Raw genomic sequence first — 12,398 nt, forward strand, 5'->3', positions numbered from 1 at the left:
TGAAGATGATCAGCAGCACCAGCATGACATCGACCAGCGGTGTGATGTTGATCTCGGAAAGGTTGCTGGTGAGTCTCCCCGGCGACGTTTGGATTTTCATCGGCCCAGTTTTTCGCTCAGGTTCAGGAATTCCAGGATGAAATCCTCCATCATGGCGATCAGGACCTTGAGCTTGTTGAGCAGCAGGTTGTAAAAGATGACGGCCGGGATGGCGGCGAAAAGTCCCAGCGCGGTCGCGATCAAGGCTTCGGCGATGCCGGGGGCAACGGTGGCCAGGTTGGCGTTCATCTGGATGCCGATCTGCTGGAATGAGCTCATGATCCCCCAGACGGTCCCGAACAAGCCGATGAACGGGGTGGCCGACGCACAGGTGGCCAGGAAACCGTTCAGGCGCTCAAAACGGGTGATCTCCGCTTGCGAGGCCCTGAGCAGCGACCGGTGCACGCTCTCCAGGTCGAGCTTGCCTAGGCTTTGGCTGCTGCTCGCCTGCAGGGAGATCTCCCGGTAGCCGAAGCGGAATATCTCGCCCAGAGGGTTGTTGCCGTAGAGCGATTTGGTGTTGTTGATTTCGCTGAAATTCTTGTTTTTCTTGAAAAATTCCAGGAAACGCAGGCTGTTTTTCCTGGCCCGCCGGTATTCCATCAGCTTGAAGAGGATGACCGCCCAGGAAATGATCGAGAAGGAGAGGAGCAGCAGCAGGACCAGCTTGACCACGAGAGAGGCGTTCTTGATCAGGTAGATGAAATCGCCGTTGTGATTGACCGGATTCATCAGGAATAGTATGTGTTTCATTGGCTTATTTTTACCATAAATTTCCTCTTTTATCAATTATCCTGGCCGTTTTACGGCCGCAGCGCGGTTTTTTCCCTTCCCCGGGGGAAGGAACCCATTTTTATGCCCGGCCATCCCGGGGATTTGATTTTTTTCACGAATAAATATACAATCGAGTTCCAGGGGATGAAATGAAAACCAAAATCAAGGAGCTGATCAAGCTGCGCGAGGAAAAAGACGCGGGCGGAGGTCTGGATAAATTGGCCCAGCGCCGGGGCCGGGGGCAGATGACGGCCCGCGACCGCATCGAATACCTGTTCGATCCCAACACCTTCGTCGAGCTGCAGGGCTATGTCGTTCACCATTCGGTCAATTTCGGCCTGGAAAAGAAAAAATTCCTGGGCGACGGCGTAATTACCGGTTTCGGGAAAATAAATGACCGGGTGGTTTATGTCTATTCCCAGGATTTCACTGTTCTCGGCGGTTCTCTCGGCGAAATGCACGCCCGCAAGATAGTCAATGTCCAGGACCTGGCCTTGAAGGCCGGGGCGCCGATTGTCGGCATCAATGATTCGGGCGGCGCCCGCATTCAGGAAGGGATCAACAGCCTGGCCGGCTACGGTGACATTTTTTACCGCAATTCCATCTCGTCGGGGGTCATCCCCCAGATCTCGGTCATCATGGGGCCCTGCGCCGGCGGCGCCGTCTATTCACCGGGCATCACCGATTTCGTGTTCATGGTCGACAAGTCCAGTTACATGTTCGTCACCGGACCCGAGGTCATCAAGGCGGTGAACAAGGAAGAGGTGACGTTTGAAGACCTGGGCGGCGCCCAGAGCCACGCGACGATTTCCGGGGTCGCTCATTTCGTCGGCCGCGACGAAAAGGATACCCTGGACATGGTCAAAGAGCTGCTCGGCTACCTGCCGGCCTCCAACCTGGAGGCGCCGCCGGTCGCCGTCAGCGACGACCCCTTCGACCGCATGGACGACAGACTGAATGAGATCGTGCCGGTCAATCCCAACAAGCCGTACGAGGTGAAGGAATTGATCATGCCGCTGGTGGATCACCAGAAGTTCCTGGAGGTTCACAAGGGCTATGCCCAGAACCTGGTGGTCGGTTTCGCCCGTCTGGGCGGAAGGACGGTCGGCATCGTCGCCAACAATCCGGGAATCTTCGCCGGCACCCTCGATGTTCATGCCTCGCTCAAAGGGGCGCGCTTCATCCGCTTCTGCGACGCTTTCAACATTCCCCTGGTCAGCTTCGTCGATGTCCCCGGCTTCCTGCCCGGCCGCGACCAGGAACAGCTGGGGATTATCAAGCACGGCGCCAAAATGCTCTACGCCTATTCCGAGGCCACCGTCCCCAAGCTCACGGTGATTACCCGCAAGGCCTACGGCGGCGCCTACATCGTCATGAGTTCCAAGCACCTGGGCGCCGACGTCGTCGCCGCCTGGCCGACGGCCGAGATCGCCGTCATGGGACCGCAGGGCGCCATCAACATCATTTTCAAAAAAGACATCGCCGAAGCGGTGGAACCCGAAATGGTCCGCGAACGGCTGATTTCGGAATACAAGGAGAAGTTCGCCAATCCCAAGGAACCCGCGGCTTACGGCTACGTTGATGACATCATCCTGCCGGTGGAGACGCGGCCCTTCCTGATCAAAAACCTGGAGGCGCTGGCCGGAAAAACGCAGAAGCTGCCTCCGAAAAAACACGACAATCTCCCCCTCTAAGGAAGGCCATGAAAGAGAAAGTACTGATTCCGACCCGCGGGGTCATTGCCCTGGACATCATCAATTCCCTGAACAGCATGGGCATGGAGACCCTGCTCATGCATTCCCCCGAGGATTCGCTCTCGCTGCCGGTCAAGCTGGCCGACCGCAGCTACAAGTTTTATTCCTCGCGCCTGGAAGACAGTTACCTGGACGGCGAGGCCATCTTGGAGAAGGCGCGCGAAGTCGGCGCCCACACCATCCACCCCGGCTACGGCTTCCTGGCTGAGAACCCCGAGTTCGCCAAGCTCTGCAGCGACAACGGCATCCGCTTCATCGGCCCCGAAAGCAAGGTGCTGGCCGCCGTGGAGGACAAGATCAAGCTGCGCGACACCGCCGCCGCCCTGGGGTTGCCGGTGCTGCAGTTTTCCGAGCTGATCCGCAGCCCCCTTGATTTTGAAAGCACCGGCGGCAATTGCGATTACCCGATCATCATCAAGCCGCTGAAAGGCTCCGGCGGACGGGGCATCCGCGTGGCCGATTACCGGCGCGACGCCCAGGAGCAGGTGGCCAATCTGCTGAAACGCGAGGAGAACGTCCGCAACGGCATCTTCTTCGAGGCATTCCGGCCCTACGCCCATCACATCGAGATCCCCTTTTTCCGCGACGTCAAGGACAACATCCTGTTCCTGCCCGAGATCGAGTCGTCAATCCAGCGCCGTTTTCAAAAGGTCTACCAGGAATCGCCCTCGCCGAACGTCGACGAGCGCCTGCGCGCCTGTCTTTACGATCGCTGCCAGACGCTGCTCAGGAAGATCAATTACGTGGGGCTGGGCTATGCCGAGTTCATCGTGGAAAACAACGACTGCCTTTTCTCCGAGATCAACCCCACCTTCCAGATCAATACCCTGATCTCCGAAGTGCAAGTGACCTCGAATTTCCTGAAAAAGCAGGTGGTGATTTCCCGCGGCGAGCTCCTGCACGATGTGCACGGAGTCAAGATCATCAAGCCCAAGCACCACGTGCTCCTGGTCTCGCTGATGGCCGAGGACCCCTACAACAACTTCCTCCCCTCCACCGGCCAGATCGGCCATTTTTTCCACTACTCGACCATCCGCAACGTCTTCAAGACCACCCTCTACACCGGGGCGCGGGTGACGCCGATGTACGATCCCTTCATCGGCAAGATCCTGACCTACGCCTTCGAGCGGCCCAACGCCATCAACGACATGCGCATCTTCATGGACAATATCATCATCCGCGGCATCCGCACCAACCTGGTCTTCCTCAAGCACCTGCTGGAGAACGAGGAATTGCGCAAAGGCGGCACCATCATCGATTTCCTGCACCTGAAGTTCGATTTCAGCAAATTGAAGAACACCGAAGAGGAGGCGGTTATCGCCGCCGCCCTGCTGGCCGCCGACTTCCACATCGACAACCGCAAGAAGGATTACAAGGCCAAGCTGGAAAAGATGAAGCAGCCCGGTTTGCTCAAGCGGCTGTTCAGCCCCTATTGAGGTGAATGATGAAGTACAAGTTTCACGTGGATAAAAAGGTCGTCGAAGCCGAGATCGCCAACAGCGCCACCTTCCATTCGCCGACCGAGATCAAGATCGATGCTCGCAAGTTCGAAATCCTGATCGGCGAGGTGAAGGACGAGGAGGTGCTCTCGTTTTTCGTCGACAACAAGCTCCACCAGGTGGAGTTCGTCCGCGATGACAGCGGCTACCCCCAGGGCATCTACGTCGACGAGGAGTTCTATTCGGCCTCGCTGCTCAAGATCGACCGCCTATTCATGTACAAGGAAAAGCCGGTCAGCGCCTCCAAGTCGGGCGTGGTCAAGAGTTTCATTCCCGGCTACGTCAAGAAGATCTATTTCCAGCAGCATGACAAGGTCGAGGAGAACGACATCGTCCTGATCCACGAAGCCATGAAGATGGAAAACGAGATCCGCGCCCCGAAATCGGGGGTGATCAAGACGCTCGGGGTGCAGGAAGGGGACAATATCCTGGCCAATATCCTGCTGTTCGAGATCGAGTAGCCGACTTTCACCCTCTTTCAGCCGCGATGGGCGCTGCGGATCACCGGACATGAAGCCAAGCAAGTTTTCTGCGCCGCCCCTGCAGCGACAAGCCGTCATCTACCACCTCGGCCTGGGCTCCAACCTGGGCGACCGCAAGAGCCACATCGAGGCGGCGCTCGCCTTCCTGCCGCGTTGTGGCCGGGTGCTGAAAAAATCGGCCGTCTACGAGACCACGGCGTTGGGTATGCCCGGGTCGGACCCGTTCTGCAACATGGTCCTGGCCCTGGAATCCCCCCTCTCCCCGCCGGCGCTGCTGGCCGAATGCAAGGCGCACGAGGCGGCGCAGGGACGCGACCTGGAGAATTCCCATTATCGCGATCGGGCCATCGACATCGACATCCTGCTGGCCGGGGACCTGGTCATGGACACCCCGGAACTGACCATCCCCCATCCGCGGCTATGCGAGCGCGGCTTCGTGTTGGTGCCGCTGTTCGAGATCGCGCCCAAGCTGGTCCACCCCCTTGAAAAGGTCACGGTGGCCCGCCTGCTCTCACGCCTGAAAAGCGGAGAGAGAATCAGGCGGTTGGATTAGGAACTGTCAAGGTCCGTTCTCGAATTTGAAAATTGCCAATTTGCCTTTGCTGACAAGCCGAATTGAGTCGGGTATAATAAACAGGAGATCGTTCAAGGAGGGCAACATGCGGGTGTTGGCATGGATCGGGTTACTATTTGCGGCAGTCGCGGCTCCCGCGGCGAAGGGAGAACAATACCCGCACCTCGGCGAGCCGTTCGCGGCAGCTACGGCAACACCGGTGGCGGAGGTGCTCGCGTATCCGGAGCGCTTCGCCAACCGCGTTGTCAGGCTTACTGGCCGGATCGCTTCGGTATGCAACGAGGAGGGCTGTTTTATTGAGGTTGTGCCGCCGGATGGCGGCGGTGACGGTATTGTCGTCAACTTCCCTGGGCTGAAGTTTACGTTTCCCAAAGATTGCGCGGGCCTCACTGCCGACGTTGAAGGTTTGCTATATGGGAAGGTCTACCATCGGGCGCGGGTGGCGCACTGGCAGCACCACTCGTTCCGTCCCGGGATTGCGATTCCGCCGTTTTCCTCCGTGTGGCGGCTGGAGGCTCGTGCGGCGCACCTCAGCGGTCTGCGGGCGGCAATTCCTGCTCCCAGCGAACTGCGAGCGGCGATCCCGGACAAGATCAACCTCACGGAGACCGCCTTCGAGGACGAGGGATTTGGCGTGGACCGGCGTGTCGTCGAGGCCGGGGCCACGCTGTTGCAACCTGCGGCCGCCACGGTGCGCAAGATTGTCGTCTGCGTCGAGGGTCTGGCCATGGTGGAACGCGCCGGTACCGCGCTGGTGTCGCTTTCGCCGGGAGAAATGACGTACATCCCAGCGGCTGCTGCATTTAATATTCGCGCTGGCAAAAGCGTGGCGGCGGTTTTGATCGTCTACGCGAATGCGCCCCAGCCGTCAGGGCCCTCCCACTGAGACATGGTGTTCCGGTCAGGCCGAGCCTTCAATTCCTGTTGACCGGGGACAATGTCAGGTGACGCGACTCCTTTCGCGGTTGAAGAGTAAGGAAAAGGTTCAACGCCTGGATTAGGATTTCAGCCGGGCTTGAAGTTTTCCAGTTTGCGGATGTGGGACTCGTCGGCCAAGTTCAGGCTTTCGAACAGATTTTTGATCTGGGGGTCGGTGATCTTCAGGAAAAAAGTTCGGTGTTTTTCGACCAGTATGCCTTCAAGGTCATGGGCCAGGTTAAGCAGATCGCTCACCTTCAGCTCCTGGTGCTTCTGGTTGAAATACTGGAGCACCGTGTCGACGTTCTGCACGAATTCGGAGATGAGCTTTTCGGCGTCGGGGGTTTCCGCGAAAGCGTCCTTGCTTTGCAGGAAGATATTGTGCATCAGTTCGATCTGCTTGGCGTGCAATTTTTCTTCCTCGGCCAGTTCCCTGAACAGATCGAACAGCGCCGGATTGGATATGGAAACGCTCAGTCCGATCCGTGAGTATAAGTCGCCGATGCGTGCTTCGGCTGCCTTGAGCAGGTAAAAAGTCTTTTCCAGTGACATCTTATCCGCCCCGCTATTTGCTGCCGGTGATGTACAGGTAGCGCTTGACCTTGTTGGTCGGCGTCTTTTCGAACGGTTCGGGGTGCTCGAGGATCTTGCTGATCTGCGAAAAGGCCGGCAGCTGGGTGTTGATGCGGCCGCGGGCCTGCTCCAGGATGTCCTCGGTCAGCTGGCGCGCCTCGGCGTCGTTGAGCTTGTTGCGCTCGAATTCGCGGTCGAGGACGTCGTAGTCCAGGTAGGCCTTGACCAGCAGCCGGTGGCTGTCCTCGAAGACGACGGCCTCCTGGAAATAGGGCTCCTGCAGGATTTTCTGCTCTATGGCCTCGGGGTAGATGTTCTCTCCCGAGGGGCCGATGATGACGTTTTTGCAGCGCCCCTTGATGAACAGGAAGCCCTCGTCGTCGAAAAACCCCAGGTCGCCGGTCTTGAGCCATCCCCCTTTCAAAAAAATCTCGGCGGTGGCCTCGGGATTCTTGTAGTACCCGGACATGACGATCGGTCCGCGGACGATGATCTCGCCGATGCGCGTCTGGGCGTCGGGTTCGTGGATCGCCATCTCGATGCCCGGGATGGGCTTGCCGCAGGAGCCGACCTTGACCTGGCCGAAAGGGTTGATGGTCATGATCGGGGCGGTCTCGGTCATGCCGTAGCCGGTCGAGTAACTGATGCCGGCGTCGCGCAGGAAGACCTCAACGTCCTCGTTAAGCGAGGCGCCGCCGAACATGAAAAAGCGCAGCTTGTTGCCGAAGGATTGGACCAGCTTGCGGCCGGCCACCTGGTGCAATTTTTTGCGGAAAAAGGTCAGCGGGTACAGCTTGTTGATGATCAGCTTGCCCTGGATCTGCGGCAGGATCTTCTTGCGGAAAATCTTGTCGATGACCAGCGGCACGGTCAGGACCGCCGTCGGTTTCACCGTTTCCATGGCCGCCAGAAGCTTCTGCGGGGTGGGCAAGCCGCGCATGTAGTAGATGCTGGCGCCGATGGCGATCGGGCAGAGCATGCCGCCGGTGGCTTCGAAGGTGTGGGCCAGGGGCAATATGGAAAGGAAACGGTCTTCGCAGTTGATCGGGAAGCGCTCGATGCCGTTGACCACGTCGAAAACGACGTTTTTATGGGTGAGCATAACCCCCTTGGAATGGCCGGTCGTGCCGGAGGTATAGATGATCACCGCCAGGTCTTCGGCCTCGGGCTCGGGCACGTCGGCCAGTGTGTCGGCATCGGCGGCGCTCCTGGACCGGCCGCGCTTGAACAGGGCCAGCGTCTTGCCGATGAAACTGACATGCGGCTTTTGCCGGTCCTCGAAAGCCATGTTTTCCATGTCGCAGATGAATTTCAGGGGCGAGTCGTCCATGCCCTCGAGCTTCTGGCGCTGCTTGGGCTCGATGAATATGCCCTGGGCCTCGGAATTGCGCAGGATGTGGCGGGTGTCGGTGTCGGGGAACCCGGTCAGGATGGGCACGGCCACGGCGCCCATCGAGGTGACGGCCAGGTAGGCGATCACCCAGTTGGGGCAGTTTTCGCCCATGATGGCCACGCGGTCGCCCTTCTTGATGCCGCGCGCGACCAGGGCGCCGGCGGCGTCCTGGATCTGCTGCTTCAGCTGCAGATAGACGATGGGCTGCTCTTCGACCGTGGCGATGGAAGGGAGGCTGCCGTACTGCTCGAAAGTCCTTTCCAGTAGACACTTTATCGTCAGTTTTTCCAGTTCAACGATCATGCGGGCTCCTTGCCAAGAATAGTAGTTAAATGGAAAATGATTGTCAAATGTTAATGGGGGGGGAAGAAGAAAAGAGAAAGAATGGGAATTTGAGATTTTCTTTCTAGCGGTATTGCTTTTTTATTTACCCCCTTTGCTTAAGGGGGGTGGCGAAGTCGGGGGATAGGGATTTCGTTTGTTCTGATTTTCTGTAGGGGCGATTCGCTGAATCGCTCTAGATTGATTGTATAAAAAAAAGAGCAACCCTCCACCTTTGGTGACAGGCAAATCAAATTCGCCAAAGTCGGCGAATGATTTGTACTGCCGGGTCGCCTCTATTTCTTGAAAATTTCGCTGAAGAAATAGACCGGGATGGGCAGGCTTTCTTTCAACTGCATATAACAGCCGGGACAAGCGGTGACCACGGCGCTGGCGCCGATTTCGGCAAGCCTGCCGGCCTTTTTACCCAGGATCTTTTTTGAGGTGGAAGGGAAACCGACCTTGAAGATACCGCCGAAGCCGCAGCACAGGGGCTCGCCGTCGTCTTTGTATCGCTCTCCAAATTGCTCCAGGAAGCGGCGCGCCTCTTTTTGCAGTTTCAGCGATTTGATGTTGTGACAGGGATCGTGGTAGGTGAAGGCTCCATTAAATTGATTGGTGAAATCCGGGTCGACAGCGGCGTTGGGACGGAATTTGAAAAGGAATTCGCTCAGTTCAAAGATTTCCTTTCCGGGCAAGTCGTAATACTTTTTAAAGGCCAGCACCCCGGTCGAGCAGGGGACGACCAGGTATTTAAAATTGGTGGCGGCGAATATTCGCAGGTTCTTTTGCTTGAGCGCGGCGAATTTTTTGTTCCACCCTTGCGACAGGTAAGGAAAGCCGCAGCATTGAAGTTTCGGCGGGTAGGCCACGGAGAACCCCTGGTTTTCAAGCAGCGCCTTTATTTCGGTTGTTTTTTCCGCGTAGAAGTAGGTCAGCACGCAGCCGGGGAAGAGCAGGATGTCGTATTCCTTTTTGCGGTCGCGGCTCTGGATTTTTTTCAGGTTCGCGTCCTGGAAGGCGGGCAGGAAAATCTTTTTTTTCAAACGGGTGCGCCCCAGCAGCCTGGGAAGCCAGAGCATCCGGCGCAGGACGAAACCCTGGTAAAGAAAAAGGATCATTTTTTTTAACCATGGGATGCGGCTGCCGCCCGAAATGCGGTTGCGGTAATTGATCATTAGCGAATTGAATTCGACGCCGTTGGGGCAGGCACTTTCGCAAGCCCCGCAGACCAGGCACTGGTAGAGCAGGGAACGGTTGCGCCGGTTGGCCTCAAGCCGGCCGTCGGCGACGGCCTTGATCAGGTTGACCTTGCCGCGCGGCGAATTCGGTTCGCTCAACTCGGCCTGGTAGACCGGGCAGGCCGACTGGCAGGTGCCGCAGTCGGCGCAGAGGCGGGCGATTTCAGCGAGCGATTTTTCGGCCATGGGCGGTTATTATACCAGATAGTAGGGGTTCAATACGAAATCTTTTGAGATCATATTGAACCCCTACAGTTCAGGTTCCGTGTCACTATTTCTAGGTCAACGAATCGTTGGATTTAAGGGGCCGGACTTATTTGGTATAAATCCCCATGCTGCGGAATTTCACGTAGCGCTGCTGCAGCAGGGCGTCCGGGTCGAGGTCGAGAAGCTCGCGCAGGGTTTGCAGCAGCGTTTTTTTCAGCCGCCGCGCCGTTTCGGCCGGGAATTCGTGGGCGCCGGGGTCGGGCTCGGGGATGATGCCGTCGATCACCTGTAGTTCCTTCAGGTCCCTGGCGGTGAGCCGCAGGGCCTCGGCGGCGTCGGCGGTCCGGCCCGTGTCCTTCCAGAGGATGGAGGCGCAGCCCTCGGGCGAGATGACCGAGTAGATGGCGTTGGAGAGCATGAAGACCCGGTCGGCGACGGCGATGCCCAGGGCTCCGCCCGATCCCCCCTCGCCGGTCACGCAGGCGACGATCGGCACCCGCAAGCCCGACATTTCGTAGAGGTTGACGGCGATGGCCTCGGCCTGGCCGCGCTCTTCGGCGCCGATGCCGGGATAGGCCCCGGGGGTGTCGATCAGGGTGATGATCGGCCGGCCGAAACGTTCCGCCTGCTGCATCAGGCGCAGCGCCTTGCGGTAGCCTTCGGGGTGGGCCATGCCGAAATTGCGGCGGATGTTCTCCTTGACGTTTCTCCCCTTCTGCTGCCCGAGGATGGTCACCGGCACGCCCTCCAGGAAACCGATGCCGGCCACCATGGCCGGATCGTCGGCGAAGCGCCGGTCGCCGTGCAGCTCGACGAAATCGTCGATCATGGCATCGATGTAATCCCGGGTCGTCGGCCGCTTGCCGTGCCGGGCCAGGCGCACCGTGTCCAGCGCCGTTTTCATGGTCATGTCCAGTTCTTTCATGATGGCCCCATCGCTCGTCAGCTGAAATAGTGCGGCCGCCGCGTGTACGGCCGGCTGCGGTGGATTTTCAAAATGGTCACGATCGTCTTTTTCAGGTTCTTCCTGACAACGACGATATCGAGCATGCCGTGCTCGAGCAGGAACTCGGCGCGCTGGAACCCCTCCGGCAGCTTCTGGCCGATGGTCTGCTGGATGACGCGGGGCCCGGCGAAGCCGATCAGCGCCCCCGCCTCGGCGATGCTGATGTCGCCCAGCATGGCGAAGGAAGCGGTCACGCCGCCGGTGGTCGGGTCGGTCAGGACCGTGATCAGCGGCATGCGGCTCTGGTGCAGGCGGCGGATGGCGGCGGCGGTCTTGGCCATCTGCATCAGCGACAGGATTCCCTCCTGCATGCGCGCCCCGCCGGAAGAGATGACCATCAGCACCGGCAGCTTGTTCAGCGCGGCGTATTCAAGCAACCGGGCGATCTTTTCCCCGACCACCGAGCCCATGGAGGCCATGATGAAGTTGGGTTCCATCACCGCCAGGGCGACGGTCAAACCGTCGATCGAGCCGACGCCGGTTTGCACCGCCTCGTTGGCCCCGGTTTGCGCCGCGGCCTGGGCCAGTTTCGCCTCGTACTTCGGGAAGCCGAGCGGATCGAGGCTTTTCAGGTCCGCGTCCAGCTCCTGGAACGAGCCGCGGTCGCACAGCTGCTTGAGCCAGGTGGGAGCGTCGAGGCGGAAATGGGTGCCGCAGCGCGAGCAGACGAAGAAAGCGTGCTTGAAAAACGAATAGAAATGGGTGGTGCCGCACTGCGGACACTTGACGAACAGCTTCGAAAACATCAGTGCTCCCCCTGGGCGGCCAGCATCTTGGCGATGAAGCCGGTCGTGTAATTGCCGCTCAAAAAATCCTTGTGCTGCATGATCTTCTGGTGGAACGGGATCGTGGTCTTGACGCCCTCGACGACGAACTCGCGCAGGGCCCGCTTCATGCGCGCCACCGCGTCCTTGCGGTTGTCGCCCCAGACGATCAGTTTGGCGATCATCGAATCGTAGTAGGGCGGAATGGCGTAGCCCGGGTAAACCCCCGAGTCGACGCGGACGCCCGGGCCGCCGGGAACGATGTATTGGCTCAGGGTGCCGGACTGCGGCATGAAGTTGTTTTCCGGATCCTCGGCGTTGATGCGGCATTCGATGGCGTGTCCCGTTTTGCGGATCTGCCCCTGGCTCAGCGCCAGCGGCTCGCCGGTGGCCACCAGAATCTGGTGCTTGATCAGGTCGGTCTGGGTGATCATTTCGGTGACCGGGTGCTCGACCTGGATGCGGGTGTTCATCTCGATGAAATAGAAGGCCTTGGCGCGGATGTCGTAAATGAATTCGATGGTGCCGGCCGAATCGTAGCGCACCGATTGCGCCGCCCGGACGGCGATGGCGCTCATCGCTTCCCGCGTTGGCTCGTCCAAAACGGGCGAGGGAGCCTCCTCGAGCAGTTTCTGGTGGCGGCGTTGGACCGAGCAATCGCGCTCGAAAAAGTGGACGGCCCGGCCATGCTTGTCTCCCAGCACCTGGATCTCGATGTGCTTCGGGTCCTGGATGTATTTCTCCAGATAGACGCTGGCGTCGCCGAAAGCCTTCTGGGCCTCGTTGGAGGCAGAATTAAAGGCGTTCTCCAGCTCCTTCTTTTCAGCCACGATGCGCATGCCGCGGCCGCCGC

General features: G+C 59.0%; 12 protein-coding genes. 5 read left to right on the forward strand and 7 right to left on the reverse strand.

Annotated elements, in window-relative coordinates:
* Positions 1-96: 96 nt before the first annotated feature.
* A complete protein-coding gene (locus NTW95_01530) occupies positions 97-792 on the reverse strand; it encodes a MotA/TolQ/ExbB proton channel family protein (protein MCX6556106.1) in 696 nt (231 codons plus the stop codon).
* Positions 793-962: 170 nt separating this feature from the next.
* Here NTW95_01530 and NTW95_01535 point away from each other — a divergent pair, with 170 nt between their 5' ends.
* The 5 genes from NTW95_01535 (at position 963) to NTW95_01555 (ending at position 6,008) form a co-directional block, all read left to right on the forward strand.
* The gene (locus NTW95_01535) at positions 963-2,507 is read left to right on the forward strand and encodes a methylmalonyl-CoA carboxyltransferase (GenBank protein MCX6556107.1); all 1,545 of its coding nucleotides are present in this window, start codon (positions 963-965) and stop codon (positions 2,505-2,507) included.
* An 8-nt stretch (positions 2,508-2,515) separates the two neighbouring features.
* Positions 2,516-4,003 (forward strand): ATP-grasp domain-containing protein, encoded by a 1,488-nt coding sequence (locus tag NTW95_01540; GenBank protein MCX6556108.1) that lies wholly within the window; start codon positions 2,516-2,518, stop codon positions 4,001-4,003.
* A 5-nt stretch (positions 4,004-4,008) separates the two neighbouring features.
* Positions 4,009-4,527: a hypothetical protein gene (locus tag NTW95_01545; protein ID MCX6556109.1), complete on the forward strand. Its 519-nt coding sequence runs from the start codon at positions 4,009-4,011 to the stop codon at positions 4,525-4,527.
* A 49-nt stretch (positions 4,528-4,576) separates the two neighbouring features.
* A complete protein-coding gene (gene folK, locus NTW95_01550; protein MCX6556110.1) occupies positions 4,577-5,101 on the forward strand; it encodes a 2-amino-4-hydroxy-6-hydroxymethyldihydropteridine diphosphokinase in 525 nt (174 codons plus the stop codon).
* A 106-nt stretch (positions 5,102-5,207) separates the two neighbouring features.
* Positions 5,208-6,008, forward strand: coding sequence for a DUF4920 domain-containing protein (locus NTW95_01555; protein MCX6556111.1), 801 nt, complete (start codon positions 5,208-5,210; stop codon positions 6,006-6,008).
* Positions 6,009-6,127: 119 nt separating this feature from the next.
* On the opposite strand, the gene NTW95_01560 is transcribed toward NTW95_01555, so the two are convergent.
* From NTW95_01560 to NTW95_01585, 6 genes are all read right to left on the reverse strand, one after another.
* Entirely contained in the window at positions 6,128-6,592 is a 465-nt protein-coding gene (locus NTW95_01560; GenBank protein ID MCX6556112.1) for a hypothetical protein, read from the reverse strand.
* Positions 6,593-6,605: 13 nt separating this feature from the next.
* Positions 6,606-8,309, reverse strand: a complete 1,704-nt coding sequence (locus NTW95_01565; GenBank protein ID MCX6556113.1) for an AMP-binding protein — start codon at positions 8,307-8,309, stop codon at positions 6,606-6,608.
* Between the two features lie 314 nt (positions 8,310-8,623).
* Complete coding sequence (locus tag NTW95_01570) at positions 8,624-9,754, reverse strand: (Fe-S)-binding protein (protein MCX6556114.1); 1,131 nt, start codon at positions 9,752-9,754, stop codon at positions 8,624-8,626.
* Between the two features lie 127 nt (positions 9,755-9,881).
* Positions 9,882-10,700, reverse strand: a complete 819-nt coding sequence (locus tag NTW95_01575; GenBank protein MCX6556115.1) for an acetyl-CoA carboxylase carboxyltransferase subunit alpha — start codon at positions 10,698-10,700, stop codon at positions 9,882-9,884.
* A 17-nt stretch (positions 10,701-10,717) separates the two neighbouring features.
* Positions 10,718-11,527: an acetyl-CoA carboxylase, carboxyltransferase subunit beta gene (accD, locus tag NTW95_01580; GenBank protein MCX6556116.1), complete on the reverse strand. Its 810-nt coding sequence runs from the start codon at positions 11,525-11,527 to the stop codon at positions 10,718-10,720.
* Positions 11,527-12,398: acetyl-CoA carboxylase biotin carboxylase subunit (locus NTW95_01585; GenBank protein MCX6556117.1), on the reverse strand; the 872-nt coding region annotated here is incomplete at its 5' end. The genes accD and NTW95_01585, both read right to left, overlap by 1 nt.

It is taken from the genome of Candidatus Aminicenantes bacterium, from assembly GCA_026393795.1.
Classification (GTDB): domain Bacteria; phylum Acidobacteriota; class Aminicenantia; order UBA2199; family UBA2199; genus UBA2199.

What these genes read in the sequence shown, in the direction of transcription:
- NTW95_01535 (MCX6556107.1), top strand. Translation starts at nt 963, where the DNA reads ATGAAAACCAAAATCAAGGAGCTGATCAAGCTGCGCGAGGAAAAAGAC.
- folK (MCX6556110.1), top strand. Translation starts at nt 4,577, where the DNA reads ATGAAGCCAAGCAAGTTTTCTGCGCCGCCCCTGCAGCGACAAGCCGTC.
- NTW95_01565 (MCX6556113.1), bottom strand. Translation starts at nt 8,309, where the DNA reads ATGATCGTTGAACTGGAAAAACTGACGATAAAGTGTCTACTGGAAAGG.
- NTW95_01570 (MCX6556114.1), bottom strand. Translation starts at nt 9,754, where the DNA reads ATGGCCGAAAAATCGCTCGCTGAAATCGCCCGCCTCTGCGCCGACTGC.
- NTW95_01555 (MCX6556111.1), top strand. Translation starts at nt 5,208, where the DNA reads ATGCGGGTGTTGGCATGGATCGGGTTACTATTTGCGGCAGTCGCGGCT.
- NTW95_01560 (MCX6556112.1), bottom strand. Translation starts at nt 6,592, where the DNA reads ATGTCACTGGAAAAGACTTTTTACCTGCTCAAGGCAGCCGAAGCACGC.
- NTW95_01530 (MCX6556106.1), bottom strand. Translation starts at nt 792, where the DNA reads ATGAAACACATACTATTCCTGATGAATCCGGTCAATCACAACGGCGAT.
- accD (MCX6556116.1), bottom strand. Translation starts at nt 11,527, where the DNA reads ATGTTTTCGAAGCTGTTCGTCAAGTGTCCGCAGTGCGGCACCACCCAT.
- NTW95_01540 (MCX6556108.1), top strand. Translation starts at nt 2,516, where the DNA reads ATGAAAGAGAAAGTACTGATTCCGACCCGCGGGGTCATTGCCCTGGAC.
- NTW95_01575 (MCX6556115.1), bottom strand. Translation starts at nt 10,700, where the DNA reads ATGAAAGAACTGGACATGACCATGAAAACGGCGCTGGACACGGTGCGC.
- NTW95_01545 (MCX6556109.1), top strand. Translation starts at nt 4,009, where the DNA reads ATGATGAAGTACAAGTTTCACGTGGATAAAAAGGTCGTCGAAGCCGAG.